General features: G+C 62.0%; 25 protein-coding genes. 15 read left to right on the top strand and 10 right to left on the bottom strand.

All coding sequences use genetic code 11. The features are described 5' to 3' along the window. Positions 1-22: 22 nt before the first annotated feature. On the bottom strand, positions 23-1,234 hold the full coding sequence (locus tag AC07V0_RS15495; RefSeq protein ID WP_086945170.1) for an MFS transporter: 1,212 nt from the start codon (positions 1,232-1,234) through the stop codon (positions 23-25). 271 nt (positions 1,235-1,505) lie between these two features. Next, a complete protein-coding gene (locus AC07V0_RS15490) occupies positions 1,506-5,846 on the bottom strand; it encodes a DEAD/DEAH box helicase (protein WP_086945171.1) in 4,341 nt (1,446 codons plus the stop codon). A gap of 225 nt (positions 5,847-6,071) precedes the next feature. On the opposite strand from AC07V0_RS15490, the gene AC07V0_RS15485 reads away from it, so the two are divergent. Both AC07V0_RS15485 and AC07V0_RS15480 read left to right on the top strand, forming a co-directional pair. After that, entirely contained in the window at positions 6,072-6,956 is an 885-nt protein-coding gene (locus tag AC07V0_RS15485) for a sugar nucleotide-binding protein (protein ID WP_032833719.1), read from the top strand. Then, positions 6,949-7,878 (top strand): NAD-dependent epimerase/dehydratase family protein, encoded by a 930-nt coding sequence (locus tag AC07V0_RS15480; protein ID WP_086945172.1) that lies wholly within the window; start codon positions 6,949-6,951, stop codon positions 7,876-7,878. Before AC07V0_RS15485 ends, AC07V0_RS15480 begins: the two co-directional genes overlap by 8 nt. Before the next feature lie 187 nt (positions 7,879-8,065). On the opposite strand, the gene AC07V0_RS15475 is transcribed toward AC07V0_RS15480, so the two are convergent. From AC07V0_RS15475 to AC07V0_RS15455, 5 genes are all read right to left on the bottom strand, one after another. Then, entirely contained in the window at positions 8,066-8,764 is a 699-nt protein-coding gene (locus tag AC07V0_RS15475; RefSeq protein WP_064620668.1) for an OmpW/AlkL family protein, read from the bottom strand. A gap of 223 nt (positions 8,765-8,987) precedes the next feature. Next, complete coding sequence (locus AC07V0_RS15470; protein ID WP_018925681.1) at positions 8,988-9,506, bottom strand: DUF3299 domain-containing protein; 519 nt, start codon at positions 9,504-9,506, stop codon at positions 8,988-8,990. A gap of 11 nt (positions 9,507-9,517) precedes the next feature. Continuing rightward, entirely contained in the window at positions 9,518-10,783 is a 1,266-nt protein-coding gene (locus AC07V0_RS15465; protein WP_007933653.1) for an ABC transporter permease, read from the bottom strand. 1 nt (position 10,784) lies between these two features. Then, the gene (locus AC07V0_RS15460; protein WP_086945959.1) at positions 10,785-11,495 is read right to left on the bottom strand and encodes an ABC transporter ATP-binding protein; all 711 of its coding nucleotides are present in this window, start codon (positions 11,493-11,495) and stop codon (positions 10,785-10,787) included. A 156-nt stretch (positions 11,496-11,651) separates the two neighbouring features. Next, positions 11,652-12,239 (bottom strand): DUF2796 domain-containing protein, encoded by a 588-nt coding sequence (locus tag AC07V0_RS15455; RefSeq protein ID WP_086945958.1) that lies wholly within the window; start codon positions 12,237-12,239, stop codon positions 11,652-11,654. A gap of 135 nt (positions 12,240-12,374) precedes the next feature. On the opposite strand from AC07V0_RS15455, the gene AC07V0_RS15450 reads away from it, so the two are divergent. Next, on the top strand, positions 12,375-12,716 hold the full coding sequence (locus AC07V0_RS15450) for a hypothetical protein (protein ID WP_086945957.1): 342 nt from the start codon (positions 12,375-12,377) through the stop codon (positions 12,714-12,716). Positions 12,717-12,731: 15 nt separating this feature from the next. Here AC07V0_RS15450 and trxA read toward each other — a convergent pair whose 3' ends face one another. The 3 genes from trxA to AC07V0_RS15435 form a co-directional block, all read right to left on the bottom strand. Further along, complete coding sequence (trxA, locus tag AC07V0_RS15445) at positions 12,732-13,604, bottom strand: thioredoxin (RefSeq protein WP_086945956.1); 873 nt, start codon at positions 13,602-13,604, stop codon at positions 12,732-12,734. 193 nt (positions 13,605-13,797) lie between these two features. After that, entirely contained in the window at positions 13,798-14,454 is a 657-nt protein-coding gene (locus tag AC07V0_RS15440) for a class I SAM-dependent methyltransferase (RefSeq protein ID WP_086945955.1), read from the bottom strand. Continuing rightward, positions 14,451-14,915 carry a YbaY family lipoprotein gene (locus AC07V0_RS15435; RefSeq protein WP_018925687.1) on the bottom strand — a complete coding sequence of 155 codons (465 nt, stop codon included), beginning with the start codon at positions 14,913-14,915 and terminating at the stop codon, positions 14,451-14,453. Before AC07V0_RS15435 ends, AC07V0_RS15440 begins: the two co-directional genes overlap by 4 nt. A gap of 116 nt (positions 14,916-15,031) precedes the next feature. Here AC07V0_RS15435 and nrdR point away from each other — a divergent pair, with 116 nt between their 5' ends. The 12 genes from nrdR to AC07V0_RS15375 all read left to right on the top strand — a co-directional run bounded on the left by nrdR (position 15,032) and on the right by AC07V0_RS15375 (position 23,741). Then, positions 15,032-15,496 (top strand): transcriptional regulator NrdR, encoded by a 465-nt coding sequence (gene nrdR / locus AC07V0_RS15430; protein ID WP_007906838.1) that lies wholly within the window; start codon positions 15,032-15,034, stop codon positions 15,494-15,496. After that, a complete protein-coding gene (ribD, locus tag AC07V0_RS15425; protein WP_018925688.1) occupies positions 15,493-16,626 on the top strand; it encodes a bifunctional diaminohydroxyphosphoribosylaminopyrimidine deaminase/5-amino-6-(5-phosphoribosylamino)uracil reductase RibD in 1,134 nt (377 codons plus the stop codon). The genes nrdR and ribD overlap by 4 nt, the downstream gene beginning before the upstream one ends. 44 nt (positions 16,627-16,670) lie before the next feature. Next, positions 16,671-17,348 carry a riboflavin synthase gene (locus AC07V0_RS15420; RefSeq protein ID WP_086945954.1) on the top strand — a complete coding sequence of 226 codons (678 nt, stop codon included), beginning with the start codon at positions 16,671-16,673 and terminating at the stop codon, positions 17,346-17,348. A 16-nt stretch (positions 17,349-17,364) separates the two neighbouring features. Then, positions 17,365-18,456, top strand: a complete 1,092-nt coding sequence (gene ribBA / locus AC07V0_RS15415) for a bifunctional 3,4-dihydroxy-2-butanone-4-phosphate synthase/GTP cyclohydrolase II (RefSeq protein ID WP_019581380.1) — start codon at positions 17,365-17,367, stop codon at positions 18,454-18,456. 91 nt (positions 18,457-18,547) lie between these two features. Continuing rightward, the gene (gene ribH, locus AC07V0_RS15410) at positions 18,548-19,024 is read left to right on the top strand and encodes a 6,7-dimethyl-8-ribityllumazine synthase (protein WP_495019691.1); all 477 of its coding nucleotides are present in this window, start codon (positions 18,548-18,550) and stop codon (positions 19,022-19,024) included. Continuing rightward, a complete protein-coding gene (gene nusB / locus AC07V0_RS15405) occupies positions 19,021-19,521 on the top strand; it encodes a transcription antitermination factor NusB (RefSeq protein WP_007933632.1) in 501 nt (166 codons plus the stop codon). Before ribH ends, nusB begins: the two co-directional genes overlap by 4 nt. Before the next feature lie 23 nt (positions 19,522-19,544). Beyond that, positions 19,545-20,510, top strand: coding sequence for a thiamine-phosphate kinase (gene thiL / locus AC07V0_RS15400; RefSeq protein WP_086945953.1), 966 nt, complete (start codon positions 19,545-19,547; stop codon positions 20,508-20,510). Next, a complete protein-coding gene (locus AC07V0_RS15395) occupies positions 20,507-21,010 on the top strand; it encodes a phosphatidylglycerophosphatase A family protein (RefSeq protein ID WP_018925692.1) in 504 nt (167 codons plus the stop codon). The genes thiL and AC07V0_RS15395 overlap by 4 nt, the downstream gene beginning before the upstream one ends. A gap of 22 nt (positions 21,011-21,032) precedes the next feature. Further along, the gene (locus AC07V0_RS15390) at positions 21,033-21,767 is read left to right on the top strand and encodes a type 2 periplasmic-binding domain-containing protein (protein WP_064620650.1); all 735 of its coding nucleotides are present in this window, start codon (positions 21,033-21,035) and stop codon (positions 21,765-21,767) included. A gap of 140 nt (positions 21,768-21,907) precedes the next feature. Beyond that, positions 21,908-22,525, top strand: coding sequence for a GTP cyclohydrolase II (gene ribA, locus AC07V0_RS15385; protein WP_018925694.1), 618 nt, complete (start codon positions 21,908-21,910; stop codon positions 22,523-22,525). Next, positions 22,522-22,941, top strand: coding sequence for a hypothetical protein (locus tag AC07V0_RS15380; protein ID WP_018925695.1), 420 nt, complete (start codon positions 22,522-22,524; stop codon positions 22,939-22,941). The genes ribA and AC07V0_RS15380 overlap by 4 nt, the downstream gene beginning before the upstream one ends. Then, positions 22,941-23,741 (top strand): cobalamin-binding protein, encoded by an 801-nt coding sequence (locus tag AC07V0_RS15375; RefSeq protein ID WP_086945952.1) that lies wholly within the window; start codon positions 22,941-22,943, stop codon positions 23,739-23,741. The genes AC07V0_RS15380 and AC07V0_RS15375 overlap by 1 nt, the downstream gene beginning before the upstream one ends. The last annotated feature ends 47 nt before the right edge of the window (positions 23,742-23,788 follow it).

The raw sequence follows: 23,788 nt of genomic DNA, 5'->3' as shown, positions 1-23,788 counted from the left end.
AAGGCTACGATCTTTTGATCTATCAGTGCCCGACAACGATCCGGGCCGAACCTTCAGCCGGCTCGGCATACACCGGACCCAATCGATCGAGACGACCACTCCAGGCGGTCAGTGCCAATGCCACCAACACCACCAGGCCACCGATCCACGCGGTATGGATCAGGCCCATATGCGCCACGATCAAGCCACCACCCCACGCACCACCGGCAATGCCGAGGTTGAATGCCGCGATGTTCAGGCCCGACGCCACGTCCACCGCATGCGGGGTGTGATGTTCGGCCTGACGCACCACATACACCTGCAGCCCCGGCACGTTGCCGAACGCCACCGCACCCCAGACCAGCACAGTGGCCAGGGCCAGCCATGGATTGGCGGCGGTGAAGGTCAGTGCGAACAGTACGGCGGCTAGCAGGGCGAAGATGATTTTCAGGGCGCCGATCGGGCCGCGTTTATCCGCCAGCTTGCCGCCCCAGATGTTGCCGACGGCCACCGAGATGCCGTACACCAGCAGCACCAGGCTGACGGTGCTGGCGCTGAAGCCCGCAATGTCCTGAAGAATCGGTGCCAGAAAGGTGAAGGCGATGAACGAGCCGCCGTAGCCGACCGCCGTCATGGCATACACCAACAACAGGCGCGGTTGCTTGAGCACTTGCAACTGCTGCAACAGCGAAGCCGGTTTGCTGTGGGCGATGTTCTTCGGTACGTAGAGCAGGCTGCCGATGAAGGCGATCACACCCAGTGCAGACACCGCGAGGAAGGTTTCACGCCAGCCGAAATGCTGACCGATAAACGTCCCCAGCGGCACGCCAGTGACCAGCGCCACAGTCAGGCCGGTAAACATGATGGCAATCGCGCTGGCGGCTTTTTCCTTAGGCACCAGGCTGGTGGCGATGATCGAGCCAATTGAGAAAAACACCCCGTGGGCCAGGCCGGTGACGATCCGCGCAATGATCAGCGACTCGTAGCTCGGCGCTTTCCAGGCCAACAAGTTGCCGAGGGTGAACAGCACCATCAGCGACAACAGCAGCAATTTACGCGGGACTTTGCCGGTGAGGGCGGTCAGCACCGGCGCGCCGACGGCCACCCCGAGTGCATACAAACTGACCAGCAAACCGGCAGACGGCAGGCTGACGCCCAGGTCGGCGCCGATGGTGGGTAACAGGCCAACGATGACGAACTCCGTCGTCCCGATGGCGAAAGCGCTAAGGGTCAGCGCCAGCAAGGCAATGGGCATGGCTGCAACTCCGATGGATTGATTGATGGAGCGCAGTGTCGGGGTTTGGGGCGTGCGGAAAAATACAGGGATGGGCATTTGATATTTGCGTGCAGGTCAAATATCTCGCGGCTGGTATTAAACCTTGTGGCGAGGGAGCTTGCTCCCGCTCGGCTGCGGAGCAGTCGCAAAGCCATACAGCGCGGTGCATCCGGGAGAAATTGGTTTACAGGTTTTGGGGGCGCTTCGCACCCCAGCGGGAGCAAGCTCCCTCGCCACAGGAGATTGAATCCTACAGGGGGGAGTGGCGGATCAGTGTGTTGCGTACTTCTGTAGTCGATTGCTGATCCAGCTCCAGCCAGAATTGCTGCTTGCCGGCGATCTCGGCGGCGGTCGGCAAGCCGTCGCGATAAACCAGCCGATTGCTCGCCAGCGCCGGCACTTTCGCGCCCGGCAGCAGGGTGCCGGCGAGGTTCAGCGGATCGACCCCGCACACCGCGATCAAACTACCGTCATGGGGGCGCCGCCTGACTTCGCGCAACAACGGGATCGCCTCGGGCAGGGCAAACTGTTCGCCGGCCAGGCCACTGACAAACCGCCCGCCACGAATCTCGCCCCGGGCCTCCAGCCGATGGAACGTGCGCAGCAATTCCCGCCAACTCGGCAACCAGTCCGCCTCGCGCTCCAGCAAGCGCCAGAACACCACACCGTACCGGCGCAGCAAGGTCATGGCGATGTGTTCCAGGGTTTCTGTGGGTGTGGACGTCGGGCGTTGTTTATCCACAACCGGTTTATCCACAACCGGCGCGACCGCACTGCGGCGCAGCAAGGCCCAGCGCCCGGCGTCTTCCATCCCGCCGACAAACGCTCCACGCCCGCGTCGGCTGCTGCGATTCTGGCGTTTGCTGGCCGGGGTGATCAGCGCCCGCAACCCGGCGAAACTGTCGGCGTTGACCAGTCCGGCACCGACCAGTTCCTGCAAGGCGATTTCCAGTTCCGAGCGCAGCAGATGGGCCTCGTGCATCAGCTCATCAAAAAACAGCGCGCCGTGCTGGCTGAGTGCTGCATGGACCTTTTGTGTTTTGGGCGACAACTCGTTGACCGGCGTCTGCTCGGTCAAGCTGCTCCACAACCCGACCTGATTACGCGGCAGCAGCAGAATCGGCGTGCTGCGCAATGCCGTGCCGGTGCTCTTGTTGCGCGCGGTCAGGCGGGTCCAGACCAGTTTGCCGCTGCGGCATAACTCATCCAGCCAGCTCGCCGAATAGTCTTTGAGCCGCGCCGGCAGAATGTCGCTGTCCCATGCCGAAGCGGCGGCGGGGTAGCCTTCGAACTGGCTGATGATCGCCGGCAACACTGCGCTGCCCTGGCCTCGGCTCATGCTGGAAAGATGCTGCCAGTCGAACAGAAAGCGCATGAAATCCTGCAACGCCACTGGCTCGATTTCCCGGCGCAGCCGTTTGACCGTGTAGCGATGAATCCGCGCCAGCAGATGCCGTTCGCACCATTCCTCTTCGCGGGCGCCGGGGCTGAATTGCCCGCGCAGCACGTAACCTTCGCGTTCCAGTTGGGCCAGGGCCTGAGTGACTTGAAGCGCCGGTAAACCGAGCGGTTCGGCAATCGCTTTCAGCGGCAATGGACCAAACGCACTGAGTCGCGCGCGGACCACTTCCAGCACCGCTTCGTCCGTCTCCCAGGTTTCATCGAAACCGGGCAACGCCTCCAACGACGGAAACAACATGGCCTGTGGATAAATCGCCCGTAGGCAGGTCAGTCGCTCCAGTGGCAGCCACAGCGATTGCTTGGCGTTGATCTGCAAACGGCTGGCGCGGCCACTGTCGGCCAGGGTGTTCAGCCATTCGAGCCAATTGGGGTTGGCCCGGGCCTCGGCGTCGGTGATGCACGCCAGGCTCATCAAGGCCTCATGCATTTCATCGAGGCCGGTTGGCGTTGGCCAGGCTTCGTCGCGCACCGCGGCAATCGCCTCGGCGTCCAGTGCACCGAGGTCGTCGGTGGACTGCGGATCGCTCCAGCGACGGTTGAGTACCGCCTGAGTACGGCGTTCTTCCAGCGGCGCGTCGTCGAGGAAGGTGTAGGGGCGGGCACTGAGGATTTCCGCCGCCATTGGCGAAGGCGCCGGCAGGTCGCGGCTGATCAGGCGTATATCGCCCTGTTCCATGCGCCGCAACAACGCCAGCCAGCCTTCGCTGTCCATGGCCTCGTGCAGGCAATCGTCGAGGGTTTGTTCCACCAGCGGATGGTCGGGAATCTCGCGCTCGCCGGCGAGGTTTTCCACGCAGGCGATCTGATCGGGAAACACGCTGGCGATCAGGTCTTCGCTTTTCATCCGCTGGATCTGCGGCGGCACTTTGCGGCCGCCGCTGTAGCGTGGCAGCGCGAGGGCGACCCCGGCATTCCAGCGCCAGCGTACGCCGAACAGCGGGGCTTCGAGCACCGCTTGAGTCAGGATATGTTCGGCGCTGTTGCTGTGCAGGTAGCGCCAGACGTCGTCCAGCTCGAAGCTGTGGCTGGTGGACAGCGACAACACGATGGCGTCCTCGCTGGCGGCGGCCTGCAATTCGAAGTTGAAGGTGCGGCAGAAACGCTTGCGCAGGGCCAGGCCCCAGGCGCGGTTGATGCGGCTGCCGAACGGTGAGTGGATGATCAGTTGCGTACCGCCTGACTCGTCGAAAAAGCGCTCCATCACCAGTGTGTCCTGGGACGGCAAGGCGCCGAGGGTCAGGCGGGCCCGGGCCAGGTAGTCGACCAGTTGCTCGGCGCTGGCGAGGTTCAGGCCGAGGGTGTCGGTCAGCCAGTCGAGGGCCGGTTGCAGATCGCCGGGTGTGGTGGCGAGCAGTTCATCGAGTTGCGCTTGCAGGCGGGCCACGGCGAACGACAGTTCATTGCTGCGACCGGGTGCTTCACCGAGCCAGAACGGAATGGTCGGCGGCTGGCCCTGAGCATCTTCGACCCGGACCTTGCCGGTTTCGACCCGCAGGATTCGATACGACGTATTGCCCAGCTGAAAGATATCCCCGGCGATGCTTTCCACCGCGAAGTCTTCGTTGACGCTGCCGATGTTCAGCCCCTGAGGCTCCAGCAACACGCTGTAGTCGGCGTTGTCGGGAATCGTCCCGCCGCTGGTCACGGCGGTCAGCTTGGCGCCCCGACGACCGCGCAAGGTGCGGCTTACGGCGTCCCGGTGCAGGTACGCGCTACGTATGCCCTGGCGACCGTTGTAGCCCTCGGCGAGCATGTGCAGCAGCGCCTGATAATGCTTTTCGTCGAGCTTGGCGTAAGGCGAGGCTTTACGCAGCGTCTCCAGCAATGCCTGCTCGTGCCATTCCTGGCAACTGACCTCGGCGATGATCTGCTGGGCCAGCACGTCCAGCGGCGCTTCGGGGATCAACAAGGTGTCGAGTTCGCCACGGCGCACGCAATCGAGCAAAGCGGCGCATTCGATCAGGTCGTCGCGGGTGGTGGCGAACAATCGGCCCTTGGGCGTGCCGCCGACCTGGTGCCCGGAGCGGCCGACCCGTTGCAGAAAACCGGCAATCGAGCGTGGCGAAGCGATCTGGCACACCAGGTCGACGTCGCCGATATCAATCCCCAGTTCCAGCGAGGCGGTGGCGATCAGCACTTGCAGCTCGCCGCGCTTGAGCCGTTGCTCGGCGTCCAGACGAAACTCCTTGGCCAGGCTGCCATGGTGGGCGGCCACCGCGTCTTTGCCGAGGCGTTCGCTCAAGTGTCGGCTCAGGCGTTCGGCCAGGCGCCGGGTGTTGACGAAAATCAGCGTGGTCCGGTGTTCGCGGGCGAGGGCGGCGAGGCGGTCATAGACCAGCTCCCACACGTCGTTGGCCATCACCGCTGACAACGGCACGGGCGGCACTTCGATATCGAGATCCCGTGGGCGGGCATGGCCGATGTCGATGATTTCGCAGTCGCGATCACCGCCAACCAAAAAACGCGATACCGCCTCGATGGGTTTTTGCGTGGCGGACAGGCCGATCCGCACCAACGGTTGCGGGCAAAGCGCTTGCAGGCGCTCCAGGCTCAGGGCCAGGTGACTGCCGCGTTTGCTGGCGGCGATGGCGTGGATTTCGTCGACGATCACCGTTTGCGTGGTGCCGAGCATTTTCCGGCCGGAGTCGGAGCCGAGCAGCACGTATAGGGATTCCGGAGTGGTCACCAGAATGTGCGGCGCGGTTTTGCGCATGGCCGAGCGGTCTTTTTGCGGCGTATCGCCGGTGCGCACGGCAGTGCTGATCGGCACGTCGGGCAGGCCCATCAGGCGTAACTGCTCGGTGATGCCGGCCAGCGGGTTTTGCAGGTTGATCCGGATGTCGTTGGACAGGGCCTTGAGCGGCGAAACGTAGACCACCAGGGTTTCGTCCGGCAGGCCATCCGGGTTTTCCAGGCCGCGATGGACCAGATCGTCGAGCACGGCCAGAAACGCGGTGAGGGTTTTGCCGGAGCCGGTGGGCGCGGCAATCAGCGTTGAACGGCGCTGGCGGATCAACGGCCACGCCCGGGCCTGGGCGGCGGTAGCCGTCGCGAAGGTGTTGCTGAACCAGGCGCTGACGGCGGGGTGGAAACCGTTCAGCGCGCTGTCTGCGGGGATGGGCAGGTTCATGAGCCAATTTATGCGGGTGGGGACGGGAAGTTGCAAGTACCGCTCAGGCTCTGTGTTGCTCCTGAGGCCAGTAGCGGCACCACAAATCCCCGGGAACTACACTTTACGGGTGACGGTTGCGCACTAAACCCGCAAAATGCAACGATTCCGGCAATTATTGAGGACATCGCCTGCGGGCGCTGTCGATAAAGCCATCGTTCCAATCAGACTGGGCCTGCTGACTCTATGCGAATGCGCCTTATGTTACTGGGCGGCGGAAATGCCCTTGGGCAGGCGCTGATTCGCCTCGGTGCGGAGGAAGACATCGGTTTCCTCGCCCCCCGCCCACCACAAGACGGCTGGGACGCCGCGAGCCTGACGCAACTGCTCGACGATACCCGTCCAGATGCGTTGATCAATCTCGCCTACTATTTCGACTGGTTCCAGGCGGAGACCGTCAGCGAACAGCGTCTGGCCGGGCAGGAGCGCGCCATCGAGCGTCTGGCCGAATTGTGCCAGCATCACAACATCGTGCTGGTGCAACCGTCGAGTTATCGCGTGTTCGATGGCTCCCGGGCGACCGCCTACAGCGAAAAAGACGAACCGGTACCGTTGGGCCTGCGCGGTCAAGCTTTGTGGCGCATTGAGCAAAGCGTGCGCGCCACTTGTCCACAGCATGTGTTGCTGCGTTTCGGCTGGCTGCTCGATGACAGCCCCGAGGGCACCCTCGGGCGATTCCTCGCCCGAGCCGAGAAAGCTGAAGAACTGCTGTTGGCGGATGATCGTCGCGGTAATCCGACGCCGGTGGACGACGCTGCCCGAGTGATCATTTCGGTGCTCAAGCAACTCGATTGTGCTGCGCCGCTGTGGGGCACCTACCACTACGCCGGGCATGAGGCGACCACACCGCTGGCACTGGGGCAGGCGATTCTCACTGAAGCGCGCGCCCTGCATCCGCTGGCCATCGAAGCGCCGACCGCCCAGGCTCACGCCGCGCGGCCCGACGCTGCCGAAGAACCGCAACACGCAGTGCTGGCCTGCAAGAAAATTCTGCACACCTTCGGGATCAAGCCCCGCGCCTGGCGCGCGGCACTCCCGGGCTTACTGGATAGGTTTTATCGCCATGGCTGACGGCCCTGTTTTAATCACCGGCGGCGCCGGTTTCATCGGTTCGCACCTGACCGATGCCTTGCTTGCCAAAGGTCATTCGGTGCGAATTCTCGATGACCTGTCCACCGGCAAGCGCAGCAACCTGCCGATGGACAATCCCCTCGTCGAACTGATCGAAGGCGATGTCGCTGATGCCGCCCTGGTGGCGCAGGCGATGCTCGGTTGCAGCGCGGTGGCGCATCTGGCCGCGGTGGCTTCGGTGCAGGCTTCGGTGGATGACCCGGTGAAAACTCACCAGAGCAACTTCATCGGCTCGCTGAACGTCTGCGAGGCCATGCGTCAGGCCGGTGTCAAACGCGTGTTGTACGCGTCCAGCGCAGCAGTCTATGGCAACAATGGCGAGGGCGAGTCGATCGACGAAGACACGCCCAAGGCACCGTTGACGCCATATGCGGTGGACAAGTTGGCGAGCGAGCATTACTTCGATTTCTATCGCCGCCAGCATGGTCTGGAACCGGTGATTTTCCGCTTCTTCAACATCTTCGGCCCGCGTCAGGATCCGTCTTCGCCATACTCCGGTGTGATCAGCATTTTCAGCGAGCGCGCGCAGAAAGGCCTGCCGATCACCGTGTTCGGTGATGGCGAGCAGACTCGGGATTTTGTCTACGTCGAGGATCTGGTGGACGTGCTGGTGCAAGCCATCGAGAAACCGCAGGTCGAGGTCGGCGCAGTGAATGTCGGCTGGAATCAGGCGACGACTCTCAAGCAGATGCTTGAAGCCCTTGAAGCCGTGGTCGGCAAGCTGCCGCCCGTTAGCTTTGGCCCGGCGCGTTCCGGTGACATCCGCCATTCACGAGCGAATAACCGGCGTTTGCTGGAGCGGTTCACCTACCCGGAGCAGACGCCGATGAGCGTTGGCCTGGCGCGGTTGTTGGGGCGCTGAGGTTTTACACAGTTGTGAAAAAGGCGCCTTGAAGGCGCCTTTTTTGTGTGTCGAATATGACCGATGCAGTTCCGTGGCGAGGGAGCTTGCTCCCGTTCGACTGCGCAGCAGTCGCCATCAATCTTGGGGCTGCTTCGCAGCCCAGCGGGAGCAAGCTCCCTCGCCACAAAAGCTGATCACATGTTGCTTAGAACTTGTAACCCAGACCGACCATGTAGATGAACGGATCGACGTCCACGTTCACCCGTGCGCGGGTGCCCGGAGCCACGGCGTTGTTTTCCACGGTGGCACGGGTGTCGATGTCGATGTAGCGCACCTGGGCGTTGATCATCACCTTATCGGTGAGCATGTAGTCGGCACCGACTTCCCAGGCCAGGCCCCAGGAGTTTTTCGCGTTGAAGTTGCTGAAGCCATTGGCGCTGGCTTCGCTGCTGACGTGCTCGTCGTAGATCCAGGTGTAGTTGATCCCGCCGCCGACATACGGCTGGAATGCGGACTTGGCATCCATCGGATAGTAGACCAGGCTCAGGGTCGGCGGCAGGTGTTTCAGGGTGCCGAGTTTGCCGTTGGCGGCGCCGAGCGCGGTGCCTTTGAGCTTCACGTCATGCTCGAACGGCGAGGCCGCGAGCAGTTCGATCCCCAGGTGGTTGGTGATCATGTAGGCGAAGTTCAGGCCCAGTTGCGTGTCGCTGCTCATGGTGGCCTTGCCACCCAGGTCGGCGCCCTTCAGCGGGCCTTGATCGACCTTGACGCTGGAGCTGTCGGCTGTCGGATTGACGGTGATCGCACCGGCCCGAACGATGATATTGCCAGCCTCATGGGCATGGGTGAGCGGGGCTGCGAGCGCGAGGGCAAGCAGCGAAGCGCTGAGCAGGGACTTGTGCATGGGGGCTCCAAAGGACGTTAAAAATGTTCGATGTCCAATGGTAGGGATCCAACTGATACGGTCTTTTGACTCAGCTCAACGAATCAGTGATGGCCCAGATTTTTGCGGAACCTTCGAGGGCCTCTTCGCGGGCAAGCCTCGCTCCTACAGGTTCAACATTGCCTTGTAGGAGCGAGGCTTGCCCGCGAAGGCGTCCTTTCATTCAACACCGAACTACCGGTGTTCACTCCGGCAGTTCATACACATAAATCTTCTGCGCCTCCATCTGATACCCGGCATCCGCCAATTCGCTGGTGGACGCCTTGACCTGCAACGCACCTTCGACCCAGTACGGCTGGTACAGCTCATCGAGCTTCACGCCGACTTCGCTTTTGACGTGCACGATCTGGTTCGACGGCGGAGGCGGTACGTGGATGCAGGCGCCGAAATACGGCACCAGCAGAAACTCCGTGGTGCGGCCTTCTTCACTGACCTCCAGCGGCACGATGTACCCCGGCAAGCGAATGTTCTGGCCATCGAGACTTTTCACCACCGGCGCGTTCGGCATGTCCTGTTTGGCGGCCGGGGCCGACTCCGCGGACAATGCGTCGCTCATCTTCGACAGGTCGTGCAGCGGCGTCATGTTCGGCACTTCCGGCGGGGCATCCGGCGGGATCATTTCCGACCAGGTCAGGTCTTTCGGCTCGGCCGCCCACAGCGGCAGAGCAACCAGCATCAACAGCGCAAGCAGAGCGCGGGGCATGTTCAACGTCCTCACAGGCGGATCGACAGGCCATCGGCCAAGGATTGGCGATAAGCGCGCCAGGCCGGCACGCTGCCCATCAGCAGCGCGGCGATCAGGATGCCACCGAGCAGCGTCCATTCATATTCGCTTGGCCAGGCCAGTGGCAGGTACAAACCGTAATTCGACTGCACGTAACCCTGCGCCACGGCGATGCCGACATACAGCAGCGCCACGCCGGCAATCACTCCCGACAGCGCCAGGGCAAACGCTTCCAGCACCAGTAAAGTCGCGATATGCCATGGCCGCGCACCCACCGAACGCAGAATCGCCATCTCCCGGCGCCGCTCGTTGAGGCTGGTGAGAATCGCCGTGAGCATGCCGATCAACCCGGTCAGCACCACGAACAGCGAGACGACGAACAAGGCTTTTTCCGCCGTGCTCATCAAACTCCACAGCTCCTGCAACGCCACACCCGGCAGGATCGCCAGCATCGGTTCGCCACGGAATTCGTTGATTTCACGTTGCAGCGCGAAGGTCGAAATCTTGTTGTTAAGGCCGAGCATGAACGCGGTGATTGCTTGCGGCGTCAGGTCCATGTTGCGCGCCTGATCGGCACTGACCCGACCGTTACCCCGCGCCGGTACACCGTTGTGCCAGTCGATGTGGATCGCTTCCATGCCGCCGAGGCTGATGTGCAGCGTGCGGTCCACCGGGGTGCCGGTGCGTTTGAGAATGCCGACCACGGTGAACGGTTTGTCGTCATGCTTGACCAGGCTGATCGCCGCCACGCCATGGGCCAGCACCAGTTTGTCGCCGAGTTTGTAGTGCAGCGCGTCGGCCACTTCGGCGCCGAGCACCACTTCGAACGGATCGCTGGCGAAGGCACGGCCGTCGGCCAGTTCCAGATGCTGTTGATGGCCGTACTGGTAATGCTCGAAGTACGCCTCAGTGGTGCCCATCACCCGATAACCACGATGGGAATCGCCGAGGGACATCGGGATCGCCCACTTCACTTTCGGGTTGTTGGCGAACTGCTCGAAGCTGTCCCAGCGGATGTTGTTGGTGGCGTTGCCGATGCGGAATACCGAATACAGCAGCAGGTTCACCGAGCCGGAACGCGCGCCAACGATCAGGTCGGTGCCGCTGATGGTGCTGGCGAAACTGGCCTTGGCCTCGGTGCGCACCCGCTCCACCGCCAGCAGCAGGCAGACCGACAGGGCGATGGCGAACGCGGTGAGGATCGCGGTGAAGCGACGGTTAGCGAGGCTGGCCATGGCTAGACGAAACAAATACATCTCAAACCTCGGACGGGGTGGCGGCGCGATTGAGATCGGCCAGCGACAGGTGGCGATCGAACAGCGGCGCGAGGCTCTGATCGTGGCTGACGAATAACAGGCTCGAGCCGGCTTCGCGGCATTCGGCGAACAGCAGGCGAATGAAGTTTTCGCGGGCGTCGTAATCCAGTGCCGAGGTCGGTTCGTCGGCGATCACCAGTTCCGGCTGACCGATCAACGCACGCGCGGCAGCGACCCGTTGCTGCTGGCCGATGGACAGCGAATCGGCGCGGCGGGCCAGAATGTTTTCGTCCTTCAGGCCCAGATGGGCGAGCAGGGTGGCGGCGGCCTGATCGACGCTGCCGTGGCGTTGTTTCGCCCGCTCGGCGCGCAGTTTCGAGAAGTGACAGGGCAGTTCGACGTTCTCCCGCACCGACAGAAACGGCAGCAAGTTGAACTGCTGGAAGATGTAGCCGGTGTGATCGACCCGGAAGTGGTCGCGAGCCCCGGCAGACAGTTCGGTCAATTCCTGGCCGAGCAGCCGGATGCTGCCGCGATCAGGCTTTTGCACACCGCCGAGCAAGCCGAGCAGGGTGGTCTTGCCGCTGCCGCTGGGGCCTTTGAGGAACAGGGTTTCACCAGGCTCCAGGCGAAACGCCGGGATGTCCAGCAACGGCGGGTGACCGGGCCAGCTGAAGCCCAGGTCGGACAATTCGATGAGTGCTTGGGTCATGGCGCCGATTTCATGAGGTTTGTCTCGACTTCACATTCAACATTACCCCCTGTAGGAGCGAGGCTTGCCCGCGAAGAGGCCAGTAGATCCAACAGAGATGTTGACTGACAGATCGCTTTCGCGGGCAAGACTCGCTCCTACAGGATTGGTGTCGGATCAGAATTTCAGGGCAGCCGCCTTGGCCGTCACCTCAACCCCTTGCTGCCCGCTCGGGCTGACCAGTTGTACCTGAATCTTCTGGGTAGCCGGGAACGTGTTGAAGACAGTCGCCAGGTCCAGGGTCTTCAGCGCGCCCGGGGCCGAGCAGCTGAATTGGTAACGGGCGTGGATTTCGCTGTGGTCATGTTGATGCTCGTGACCATCCTTGGCTTCTTCATGCTCATCGTCGGCATCCGGTTTGTCACCGAACAACGGGCTTTCCAGCTCCTGGGTCGCGACCACGCACCCGGCGGCTTTCGGCAGGTTGAACAGTGTCAGTGGTTTTTCCAGTTGGGCACGGACGGCGGCGACTTTGGCCTTGTCGGCATCGGTGGTGGCGGCGTGCTCGAAACCCACCAGGTTCATTGCCGGGCTTTCCAGCTCCAGCTCCAGGGTCTGGCCGTCCAGCGCCGCATTCAAGCGACCGACGCCGTGTTCGTGGGCACCGAGGCTGCCGTGCTCATGGTCGTGATCTTGCTCGACAGCCGCGTGGGCGACAGCCAGCGGTAACAAGGCAAACGGCAAAGCGAGCAGCAGACGGCGCATGACGGGTCTCCGAAAAGTAAAATGAAAAATTTGTTATGTAATCTTATAACGAAAGTGCCGAGAGTTTGACCGTCTGCTTGGCGTTGTGCAAGACCCATGGGAGCATGCGAGTCAGGTATGTGCTGGAGCAGACTTATGTTGCGAATACGCGGAAGCATCGGCGACTGGCCGGTGGATTTGACCCTTGAACTGGATGAGGGCGACTGGGCGCAGCTCGGTGCGCAGTTGCAGGCTGCCAAACCCGAGGCGAGTGCAACACCGGTCAAACCGGTGAATCAGGATGATGCGCTATGGCAGATCGCCAAAGAATTGCTGCGCAAGGCCGGGCAATTGAGTGGGCCGGATTTGCTGGAGCAACTGGAAGGGCTGACCGGCAGCGCAGCGGCGGGCAAGCGCTTGTTGGTGCGCTTGCGCCACTGCGCAGAGGTCAAAGTAGTGAGCGGCGGGGATACGCCGCTCTACAGCTGGATCGAGTAAGCCGCAAAAAAGAGCTTAATAGAGCGCGGCAAACAGCTTGCGACGGTACGTGGTCACCAACGGGTGATCGTTGCCCAGCAGTTCGAACACTTGCAGCAAGGTCTTGTGTGGCAAGCCTTCGCTGTAGCTGCGGTTGCGGACGAACAGTTTCAGCAACGCATCCAGCGCCGCGTCGTATTGCTGACGGGCCAGTTGCTGGATCGCCAACTGATAGACCGCCTCATCATCCTGCGGATTTTTCGCCAGGCGTGCTTTCAGGTCTGCCGCATCCGGCAAATCCCTGGCCTGGCCGAGAAACTGGATCTGCGCCTTGGCGCCGGCCAGCGCGGCCTTGTGTTCATCGGTCTTGACCGCGTCGAGTACGGCTTGCGCTTCACTCAGCTCGCTGCGCTCGGTAAGGCAGCGGGCGTAGAGGATCAGTGCCTTGGCATTGGTGTTGTCTTCAGTCAGCAAGATTTTGAGCGTGGCTTCGGCGTCGGCGAAACGGCCTTCATCGAACAGCGCCTGAGCCTGTTCAAACGGGTCGGCGGCGGCTGGAGGCGGCATTTGCACATGAGGTTCGAGCATCGTGCGCACAGCGGATTCCGGTTGCGCACCGGCAAAACCGTCCACCGGCTGACCGTCCTTGAACAGCACCACGGTCGGCAGGCTGCGAATGCCGAAACGCGCAACAATGTCTTGCTCGATGTCGCAGTTGACCTTGGCCAGCAGCAACTCACCCTGATAGCTCTCGGCGATGGTTTGCAGCATCGGCATCAAGGCCTTGCACGGCGCACACCATTCGGCCCAGAAATCCACCAGTACCGGTTTGTGGAAAGAGTTCTCGATCACCGACTGGTCGAAATCGGCAGTCGTGGCGTCGAAGATGTACGGCGTTTCCTGACTCATGGGGGATCTCGTAAAAGCGTGGATGAGGCCACTATAAGGCTTGGTGGGGGGCGGCTGAAAGCGGGGTGATCATTGAGTGATGTGCTGCCAGGCAGGACGTCTTCGCGGGCAAGCCTCGCTCCTACAGGTCCGCGCTGATTTCGAAATCGCCACCCAACCCTGTAGGAGCGAGGCTTGCCCGCGAAGCTTTTTGCTAACCGCGCCGCGCGTGGTAAAGGCTCACATGCCGAAACTCTTCGGGTTCGGCCAGGTCCGGCAAGGTCATCGCCTGCAGCATCTCGATGCGCTGATACAGCGGATGGCGAAAATCCCGCACCCGTGAATCCGCCACCAACGCTTCCCGGCCACGGCTGAGAAACTCGTCGAGTAGCGGCAGATTTTCCCGGTCGTACAACACGTCGGCCACCAGAACCAGATCAAATCGATCCGCTTCGGCGAAAAAATCCGTCGAGTAGCGCAGCTGCACATCATTGAGTTCGGCATTCGCCCGACACGCGGCAATCGCCAGCGGGTCCAGGTCACAGGCCACCACTTCCAGCGCCCCGGCCTTCACGGCCGCAATCGCAGCCACGCCGGAACCGGTGCCGAAATCCAGCACCCGTTTGCCTACGACCCAGTGCGGGTGTTCGGCGAGATAGCGGGCCACGGCCAGCCCACTGGCCCAGCAGAAACTCCAGTACGGCGGCTCGTGGAGAATCCGCCGGGTTTCTTCGGGGCTGAAAGCGCGGTCCATGTTGTCGCCGTCGATCAGCCAGAGTTTCAGCTCGGTGCCCGGCAATTCACAGGCTACAAGCTGTGCGTCACCGAGCAGTTCACCCAACGCCTGTTGCAGGCCGAGCGGTGCAATCATGGCGCTTTGACGAATTGCAACTGACCCAGGGCCTGGGTCGTCGGCTGGGTGATGAGTTGCGCCGGCAGATGCAGAATCAACTGCCCGGACTGGCTGGCGCGGCCGCGCAGTTCAACGCGAGCGCCAACCGGGAAGGATTCAGGGTTGAAACGCAGGCGAAACGGCAACACCTGATTGGTGCCAATCAGGTTGGCACTGGCGAGCAATTGTTGCGGGCGATCCTTTTCGTCGATCACCAGCAGCGCCAGTTCGACTTCGGCGTCGGCCGGCACGCCCATCAGGGTGCCACTGATTTCACGTTGGTAAGCCGGCAGCGGGCCGAGCTCGGCAGACGCCTTGGCCTTCTTCTGCGCCTGTTGCGGCGCTGGGCCTGGTGTTGGTGGCTGGGGCTTGGGTGCATCGCTGCCACAGGCCACCAGCAGGCTGAAAAGACTGAGCAAAACGAGCGGTCGTAACGACATTGGCGGCTCCAGCAAGGTGAAAACATTATAGCCCGTCTGTATACCGCAAACCCTATGGCTTGTCTTGCCACGGGGATGCGCTACCATGGCCCTCCCATTTTTTGTTGCCTGCCACCATGCACTGTCCCTTCTGCGGTGCCAACGACACCAAGGTCATCGACTCGCGTCTGGTCGCCGAGGGCGAACAGGTGCGCCGCCGGCGTGAATGCCTGGCCTGCGGCGAACGCTTCACGACGTTCGAAACCGCTGAACTGGTGTTGCCGCGCCTGATCAAAACCGACGGCAGTCGCCAGCCGTTCGACGAAGAAAAACTTCGTGCCGGCATGCAGCGAGCGCTGGAGAAGCGCCCGGTGAGTGTCGAGCGCCTGGAATCGTCGCTGGTGCACATCAAACACAAGCTGCGCGCCACTGGTGAGCGCGAGGTCAAATCCCTCGTGGTCGGCGAACTGGTGATGGCCGAGCTGAAAAAGCTTGATGAAGTCGCCTATATCCGCTTCGCTTCGGTGTACCGACGCTTCCAGGACCTCAACGAGTTCCGCGAAGAGATCGATCGCCTCGCCCGTGAACCGGTGAAAGAATGACCACCTCCCCGGAACAAGCCATCCTCGACGCCCATTACATGGCCCGTGCCCTGGAACTGGCGCGCAAAGGTCATTACACGACGCACCCCAACCCGCGGGTTGGCTGCGTGGTGGTGCGTGACGGGCAGATTGTCGGCGAAGGCTGGCATGTGCGCGCCGGCGAGCCCCATGCCGAAGTCCACGCCTTGCGTGCCGCCGGCGACAAGGCGCGAGGCGCCACGGCTTACGTGACCCTGGAACCGTGCAGCCACCACGGCCGTACGCCGCCCTGCGCCGATGCACTGGTGAATGCCGGTGTGGCGCGCGTCGTTGCGGCGATGCAGGACCCGAACCCGGAAGTTGCCGGTCGCGGTCTGCAACGTCTGGCCCAGGCGGGAATCGCCACCGAAAGTGGCGTGCTGGAAGGTGAGGCGCGCAAGCTCAATGAAGGCTTCCTCAAGCGCATGGAACACGGCTTGCCGTTCGTGCGGGTCAAGTTGGCCATGAGCCTCGACGGTCGCACAGCGATGGAAAGCGGCGAGAGCCAATGGATTACCGGCCCGGCGGCGCGCTCGGCGGTACAACGGCTGCGCGCGCAGGCCAGCGTGGTGCTGACCGGCGCCGACACGGTGCTGGCGGACAATGCCCGCTTGACCGTGCGTGCCGATGAATTGGGCCTCGATCCCGAACAAACCGCCTTGGCCATGAGCCGTCCGCCACTGCGCGTGCTGATCGACGGTCGCCTGCGGGTGCCTCTGGACGCGCCGTTTTTCAAGGCTGGTCCGGCGTTGGTTGCGACGTGCATGGCGATCGAAGAGCAATACGCCAACGGTCCGGAGTGCCTGATCGTGGCGGGCGACGATGGCCAGGTCGACCTGCGCAAGTTGCTGGTTGAACTGGCTGCCCGTGACGTCAACGAGGTGCTGGTCGAAGCCGGTCCGCGTCTGGCCGGGGCGTTTGCTCAGCAAGGGTTGGTGGACGAGTTCCAGATTTTCATTGCCGGCAAGTTTCTCGGCTCCACGGCGCGACCGTTGCTGGACTGGCCGCTGGCGCAGATGAAAGATGCGCCCGAGCTCAAAATTACCGAAATCCGCGCGGTTGGCGATGACTGGCGAGTCATTGCCATACCTGTCCCAACGGTCAGCGTATAATTCCCGGCTGCAGCCCAGAAGGCCCTGTTCTCGAGGAGGACTCCATGTTTACCGGCATCATCGAATCCATCGGCAGTATTCGTGCATTGACCCCAAAAGGCGGAGATGTGCGGGTTTACGTAGAAACCGGCAAGCTCGACCTGAGCGACGTCAAACTGGGCGACAGCATTGCCGTCAACGGCGTGTGCCTGACGGCGGTTGAACTGCCGGGCAATGGCTTTGCGGCGGACGTCAGTCGCGAAACCCTCGACTGCACCGCCATGAATGACCTCAAGAGCGGCAGCCCAGTGAATCTGGAAAAAGCCCTGACCCCGACCACCCGCCTCGGTGGGCACTTGGTCAGCGGTCACGTCGATGGTGTCGGCGAAGTGGTCTCGCGCAGCGACAATGCCCGCGCCGTGGAATTTCGCATCCGTGCGCCGAAAGAACTGGCCAAGTACATCGCCCATAAAGGTTCGATCACCGTCGACGGCACCAGCCTGACGGTGAACGCGGTCGATGGCGCCGAATTCCTGCTGACGATCATTCCGCACACCCTGAGTGAAACCATCATGGCTTCTTACAAGCCAGGTCGCCGGGTGAACCTGGAAGTGGACTTGCTGGCACGTTATCTGGAACGCCTGCTGCTGGGTGACAAAGCTGCTGAACCGGGCTCATCACAAAAGTCTGGCGGCACTATTACTGAAAGCTTTCTGGCCCAAAACGGCTACCTCAAATCCTGACTCAAGGGGGTGCCTTGTGGCGCTCAATAGCATCGAAGAACTGGTTGAAGACATCCGCCAAGGCAAGATGGTCATCCTCATGGATGACGAAGACCGCGAGAACGAAGGCGACCTGATCATGGCCGCCGAGTGCTGCAAGGCTGAGCACATCAACTTCATGGCCAAGCACGCCCGTGGCCTGATCTGCATGCCAATGAGCCGCGAGCGCTGCGAACTGCTCAAGCTGCCATTGATGGCGCCACGCAACGGTTCCGGCTTCGGCACCAAGTTCACCGTGTCCATCGAAGCCGCCGAAGGCGTGACCACCGGTATCTCCGCGGCCGACCGTGCGCGTACCGTACAAGCCGCTGCCGCCAAAGACGCCAAGGCTGAAGACATCGTCAGCCCCGGCCACATCTTCCCGCTGATGGCCCAGGCCGGCGGCACCCTGGCCCGCGCCGGCCATACCGAAGCGGCCTGCGACCTGGCGCGCATGGCCGGTTTTGAACCGAGCGGTGTGATCTGCGAAGTGATGAACGACGACGGCACCATGTCCCGTCGCGCCGAACTCGAAGCGTTTGCCGCCGAGCACAACATCAAGATCGGCACCATTGCCGACCTGATCCACTACCGGATGATCCACGAACGTACCGTTCAGCGGATTGCCGAGCAGCCATTGGACAGCGAACTGGGCCAGTTCAACCTGGTGACCTATCGTGATTCGGTGGAAGGCGACGTGCACATGGCCCTGACCCTGGGCAACGTGTGCGCCGAAGAACCGACCCTGGTTCGGGTGCACAACATGGACCCGCTGCGTGACCTGCTGATGGTCAAGCAACCGGGCCGCTGGAGCCTGCGCGCCGCCATGGCCGCGGTTGCCGAGGCTGGCAGCGGTGTGGTGCTGTTGCTCGGTCACCCGCTCGATGGCGACGTGTTGCTGGCGCACATCCGCGAAACCGCCGACCACCTGGCGGTGAAAAAGCCGACCACCTACAGCACTGTGGGTGCCGGTTCGCAGATCCTTCGGGACCTGGGCGTGCGTAAAATGCGCCTGATGTCTGCGCCGATGAAATTTAATGCGATATCCGGTTTCGATCTGGAAGTTGTAGAATACGTGCCCTCCGAATAATGACCGGTTGTTTCCAGTCCTTGATTCGCGGCTAACACATCACTGAGGGATGCGTAGAAAACGCGTCCCGGCTCTTTAAGAGATCTAACGAATGACCCTGAAGACCATCGAAGGTACCTTCATCGCCCCTAAAGGCCGCTACGCTCTGGTAGTGGGCCGTTTCAACAGCTTCGTGGTTGAAAGCCTGGTCAGCGGTGCAGTTGATGCCCTGGTTCGCCATGGCGTGAGCGAAAGCGACATCACCATCATCCGTGCGCCTGGCGCCTTCGAAATCCCGCTGGTTGCGCAGAAAGTCGCTCAGAAGGGCGAGTTCGCGGCAATCATCGCCCTGGGCGCGGTCATTCGTGGCGGTACTCCGCACTTCGAATACGTGGCTGGCGAGTGCACCAAGGGCCTGGCCCAGGTGTCCATGGAGTTCGGCGTACCGGTCGCTTTCGGCGTACTGACCGTTGATTCCATCGAACAAGCCATCGAACGTTCCGGCACCAAGGCCGGTAACAAAGGTGTTGAAGCTGCCCTGTCCGCTCTGGAAATGGTCAGCCTGCTGGCGCAGTTGGAGGCCAAGTGATTAGCGACGATAGCGATCGTTTCAACCCGCGCGATCCAAAGCCTGCGGATGCCGGCAAGCCATCGAAAAGCGCAAAGCGTCGCGAGGCCCGTCAGCTCGCGACCCAGGCGCTGTACCAATGGCACATGGCCAAGCAGTCGCTGAACGAGATCGAAGCGCAGTTCCGGGTCGATAACGATTTTACCGATGTCGATGGCGCGTACTTCCGCGAAATCCTGCACGGGGTTCCGCAGTTCAAGACCGAGATCGACACCGCGCTCAAGCCTTGCCTGGACTTGACCATCGAAGAGCTGGACCCGGTTGAACTGGCGGTTCTGCGCCTGTCCACCTGGGAACTGCTCAAGCGTGTCGACGTGCCGTACCGCGTGGTGATCAACGAAGGTATCGAACTGGCCAAGGTCTTCGGTTCCACCGACGGCCACAAGTTCGTCAACGGTGTGCTCGACAAGCTGGCCCCGCGTCTGCGTGAAGCCGAAGTGAAGGCGTTCAAGCGCTGATTGGCGCTTGAACTGCCATTGCCATGGGTGAGTTTGAGCTGATCCGCAACTTCTTCGCCGCCGCGCCTTGCGCGCAGGGCGGTGAAGGCGTTGCCCTCGGGATCGGCGACGACTGCGCCTTGCTGGCTGTTCCTCCCGGGGAGCAGTTGGCGATTTCTACCGATACGCTGGTGGCCGGTGTGCATTTCGCCGACCCCTGCGATCCGTTTCTGCTCGGCCAGCGCTCGCTGGCCGTGGCCGTCAGTGACCTGGCCGCCATGGGCGCCACCCCCGTTGCCTTTACCCTTGCCTTGACCTTGCCGACCGGGACTTCCGATTGGCTGGAAGCGTTCGCCCGTGGTTTGAACCTCATGGCGCAGAATTGCCGTGTGGCACTGGTGGGCGGCGATACTACTCGCGGGCCGTTGAGCCTGACCATGACCGTGTTCGGCCGGGTGCCGACCGGTCTGGCGTTGACCCGCAGCGGCGCACGGCCGGGCGATTTACTCTGTGTGGGCGGTGAGCTGGGTAACGGCGCGGGCGCATTGCCGCTGGTGCTCGGCCAGCGGACAGCGGACGCGGCCATCGCCGAGCCATTGCTGGCCCATTACTGGTCGCCGCAACCGCAACTGGCGTTGGGCCAGGCGTTGCGCGGCAGGGCCACGGCGGTGCTGGACATCTCCGATGGCTTGCTCGCCGACTGCGGGCATATTGCCCTGGCGTCGAAAGTCGGGATTCGGGTAGAGCGCAGCAGGCTGCCGTTGTCGAAGGCGCTGCTGGCTTTCCTCGGTCAATCCGACGCGGAGCAAGCCGCCCTGAGTGGCGGTGACGATTACGTGCTGGCCTTCACCTTGCCGCCTGCCGAGTTGCCATCGTTACTGGCGGACGGCTGGCCGATCCATGTGCTCGGGCAGGTGGTTGCAGGGCAGGGCGTGATTCTGCTGGACGCCGACGGACACGACATCACCCCGCCAATCCGGGGTTACCAACATTTTCGGGAGACACCGTGACAGATCATCCCAAACAGGTTCCGTCGGAGTTCGTACCGCCGTCGGTCTGGCGCAATCCGTGGCATTTCCTGGCGTTCGGCTTCGGCTCGGGCACCCTGCCAAAAGCGCCGGGCACCTGGGGTTCGTTAGTGGCGTTACCCTTTATTCCGTTGTGGCAGATGCTGCCCGACTGGGGCTACTGGCTGATGCTCGGCATCACCATGCTGTTCGGCTTCTGGCTGTGCGGCAAGGTCGCCGACGATTTGCGCGTGCACGACCATGAAGGCATCGTCTGGGACGAAATGGTCGGGATGTGGATCACCCTGTGGCTGGTGCCGCAAGGTTGGTATTGGTTGTTGGCGGGGTTCCTGATGTTCCGCTTCTTCGACATCCTCAAGCCGTGGCCGATTCGCTGGATCGACCGGCATGTGCACGGTGGCGTCGGGATCATGCTCGACGACGTGCTTGCGGGGGTGTTCGCGTGGTTGGCGATGCAAGGGCTGGTCTGGCTTTTCGCCTGAAGGCTACAGTCGAGGACGAAAGATGGCTCGCTGGTTGATGGTGATGGTTTTCGCGACGTTTTGCTCGTTCGCCCAGGCGGGGGATGCACCGACGACGCCGTCCGTGATTCACCTGGCCAGCGAAGCGTGGGAAGACTTTACCGCCGCCGATGGTCGTGGTTTGGGCTGGGACGTGTTGCGCGAAGTGTTCGAGCCTGCGGGCGTCAAACTGGATATTCGAATCGAACCGTATACGCGCGCCACGGGCCTGGCACAGCGTGGCGAAGTGGACGCGTGTGTCGGTGCCTATCGGGATGAAGTCAGTGACGTGCTCTATCCGCGCTGGAGTTTCGATACCGATCCGATCTATGCACTGGGCCTGGCCACCAATCCGGCGCCGACCCCGGAAAATCTGGGCAATTACCGTTTGGCCTGGGTACGCGGCTACAAGTACCAGGCTTACCTGCCCAACGTGCAGCGCTATAACGAAGTCGCGCGGCGTACCGGGATTCTGCCGATGCTGATCCACAACCACGTCGACTACTACATTGACGCGCTGGACGAGGTTAACTCTATCGTCAGCCGAGCCAAGGATCCGTCGCAGTTCCGCCGCACGCACATCGCGGATTTACCGCTGTACCTGTGCTTCGCCGATACCCCTCGGGCACGGCAGTTGATGGTGCTGTTCGACCAGCGTATGGAATTGCTGGTAAAAAGCGGTCAGCTGAAACCGGTCTTCGAACGCTGGAAACAGCCCTATCCGTTCGGCTCGAAATGAAAACGTTCAATGCGGGCGCGGGGCAGATATCAAACTTTTTGATCGTTATGGCCGATAATTCAGCCTAAGCGTCTGTAGGAACGTGCTGTTACAATGCCGCCTCTGCGAATCTTCAGTACTTATAGATCAGGAGCACACCGGTGCCTGTCGTTTTTGTCGCCGCTTCCAAGCTGCCAACGCCTTTTGCGCAATTCACCATGCACGGCTTTCTCGATGAAGAGAACGGGCGTGAGCACGTGGTGCTGAGCCTGGGTGAGATCGCCGACGGTGCTCCGGTACTCGGTCGGTTGCACTCCGAATGCCTGACCGGCGATGCCTTGTTCAGCCAGCGTTGCGACTGTGGTTCGCAACTCGAGGCGGCGTTGCAGGCGATCGCCCGTGAAGGCCGTGGCGTATTGCTCTACTTGCGTCAGGAAGGCCGTGGCATTGGCCTGCTGAACAAGATCCGCGCTTATGAATTGCAGGACGGCGGTGCTGACACCGTTGAAGCCAACGAGCGTCTGGGTTTCGCCGCCGATCAGCGCGACTACGCCATGTGCCTGCCAATGCTGGAGCATCTGGGCGTGAAATCCCTGCGACTGATGACCAACAACCCACGCAAGGTCAAAGCCTTGACTGACATGGGCATCGTGGTTGCCGAGCGCGTGCCGTTGCACACAGGGCACAACCCGCATAACAAACTCTACCTGGCGACCAAGGCCAGCAAGCTCGACCACATGATGGGCAACGAGCACCAGGGCGAGGCTGACAGGGCGTGACCCGCGGTCAGGTACGGCGACGACTGGCCGTCAACTGGTGGCAATATCTGGCGTTGGCCTTGCTGCCGCTGTTCGTGGTCAATGGCTTATTCGGCCAAAGCGAGGCGATTCTGCCGGTGCTGGCCATGCCGTTTTTCATTGCCGGTGTGGCGTCGATGTTTGTCAGCCTGAAGTTCTTTGGCGGTTACAAACATGCGCTGATCGCGACCCAAAAAGCCCTCGATACCCCTGAAGAACCCGCCGCCTGGATCGCCCTGGCCGCGAAACGCCGTGCTGCGTTTCTGGTCGCCGGCCTGCCCGCCTGGATCGGCGCACTGGCAGTCTTCGTTGGTCTGGAAGCCGTGCCGCTGATGCTGCTGGCGTTGTCGACGGTGGTGCTGTTCTACCTCTACCGTATCCCGCGTCAACTCGGCTGATGCGATGCGTCTGGCTGGCAGTCCTGTTGCTGGCCATCGGTGGTCCGGCAGCTGCGGCCGAGCGGGTTGTCAGCCTGGCACCGTCGCTTTCCGAAATCGTGATTGAACTGAATTCGGCTGACCTGCTGGTCGGAGTGCTGGATGCCGGTGAGCGTCCGGCCGAGCTCAAAGACATTCCTTCGGTGGGCCGCTACGGTCAGTTGGACATCGAACGGTTGCTCAGCCTCAAACCTGATTTACTGCTGCTCTGGCCGGGCAGTGTGGGGCCGGCTCAGCGTGAACAGCTCAAACGGCTGAACATTCCCACCTATGTCGCCGAACCGCATAACCTCGAACAACTCACTGTGCAGATCGAAGCGATAGCCACGCAACTCGGGCGAGCGGAGCGGGGCGTTGCATTGGCCAAAAAACTGCGTCAGCGACTCGACTCCTTGCGCCAGCGCTATCGAAGGGACGAGCCGCTGCGGGTGTTTTATCAAGTCTGGGATCGGCCGCTGTACACCGTGGGCGGAAGGCAGATCATCAGTGATGCGCTACAGGTTTGCGGGGCAAGCAATGTGTTTGCCGACCTGCCACAGCCTGCACCGCAGGTCAGTGTGGAGGCGGTGTTGCAGCGCAACCCCGAGGTGATTCTGGCCAGCGATCAGGCGCAGCTCGAGGCGTGGAAGGCTTGGCCCCAGGTGACGGCGGTGGCGCAGGGGCAATTGCTGTTAGTGACGGATAAAGGCCTGGAACGACCGAGTGGGCAGATGATCGAAGCGACGGCCAAGCTCTGTCAGTTGATCGCACCCGATCTTTAACCTGTGGCGAGGGAGCAAGCTCCCTCGCCACAGGGTTTTGCATGTAG

This window comes from Pseudomonas sp. GW821-FHT01E10, from assembly GCF_059422365.1.
Note: the sequence above shows the minus strand (reverse complement) of the source record. Positions and strands in the feature narration are given on the sequence as shown.

Excerpts from the sequence above, each read along its gene's own strand:
- AC07V0_RS15495 (WP_086945170.1), bottom strand. The coding sequence starts at position 1,234 with ATGCCCATTGCCTTGCTGGCGCTGACCCTTAGCGCTTTCGCCATCGGG.
- AC07V0_RS15490 (WP_086945171.1), bottom strand. The coding sequence starts at position 5,846 with ATGAACCTGCCCATCCCCGCAGACAGCGCGCTGAACGGTTTCCACCCC.
- AC07V0_RS15485 (WP_032833719.1), top strand. The coding sequence starts at position 6,072 with ATGCGAATGCGCCTTATGTTACTGGGCGGCGGAAATGCCCTTGGGCAG.
- AC07V0_RS15480 (WP_086945172.1), top strand. The coding sequence starts at position 6,949 with ATGGCTGACGGCCCTGTTTTAATCACCGGCGGCGCCGGTTTCATCGGT.
- AC07V0_RS15475 (WP_064620668.1), bottom strand. The coding sequence starts at position 8,764 with ATGCACAAGTCCCTGCTCAGCGCTTCGCTGCTTGCCCTCGCGCTCGCA.
- AC07V0_RS15470 (WP_018925681.1), bottom strand. The coding sequence starts at position 9,506 with ATGCCCCGCGCTCTGCTTGCGCTGTTGATGCTGGTTGCTCTGCCGCTG.
- AC07V0_RS15465 (WP_007933653.1), bottom strand. The coding sequence starts at position 10,783 with ATGTATTTGTTTCGTCTAGCCATGGCCAGCCTCGCTAACCGTCGCTTC.
- AC07V0_RS15460 (WP_086945959.1), bottom strand. The coding sequence starts at position 11,495 with ATGACCCAAGCACTCATCGAATTGTCCGACCTGGGCTTCAGCTGGCCC.
- AC07V0_RS15455 (WP_086945958.1), bottom strand. The coding sequence starts at position 12,239 with ATGCGCCGTCTGCTGCTCGCTTTGCCGTTTGCCTTGTTACCGCTGGCT.
- AC07V0_RS15450 (WP_086945957.1), top strand. The coding sequence starts at position 12,375 with ATGTTGCGAATACGCGGAAGCATCGGCGACTGGCCGGTGGATTTGACC.
- trxA (WP_086945956.1), bottom strand. The coding sequence starts at position 13,604 with ATGAGTCAGGAAACGCCGTACATCTTCGACGCCACGACTGCCGATTTC.
- AC07V0_RS15440 (WP_086945955.1), bottom strand. The coding sequence starts at position 14,454 with ATGATTGCACCGCTCGGCCTGCAACAGGCGTTGGGTGAACTGCTCGGT.
- AC07V0_RS15435 (WP_018925687.1), bottom strand. The coding sequence starts at position 14,915 with ATGTCGTTACGACCGCTCGTTTTGCTCAGTCTTTTCAGCCTGCTGGTG.
- nrdR (WP_007906838.1), top strand. The coding sequence starts at position 15,032 with ATGCACTGTCCCTTCTGCGGTGCCAACGACACCAAGGTCATCGACTCG.
- ribD (WP_018925688.1), top strand. The coding sequence starts at position 15,493 with ATGACCACCTCCCCGGAACAAGCCATCCTCGACGCCCATTACATGGCC.
- AC07V0_RS15420 (WP_086945954.1), top strand. The coding sequence starts at position 16,671 with ATGTTTACCGGCATCATCGAATCCATCGGCAGTATTCGTGCATTGACC.
- ribH (WP_495019691.1), top strand. The coding sequence starts at position 18,548 with ATGACCCTGAAGACCATCGAAGGTACCTTCATCGCCCCTAAAGGCCGC.
- thiL (WP_086945953.1), top strand. The coding sequence starts at position 19,545 with ATGGGTGAGTTTGAGCTGATCCGCAACTTCTTCGCCGCCGCGCCTTGC.
- AC07V0_RS15390 (WP_064620650.1), top strand. The coding sequence starts at position 21,033 with ATGGCTCGCTGGTTGATGGTGATGGTTTTCGCGACGTTTTGCTCGTTC.
- AC07V0_RS15375 (WP_086945952.1), top strand. The coding sequence starts at position 22,941 with ATGCGATGCGTCTGGCTGGCAGTCCTGTTGCTGGCCATCGGTGGTCCG.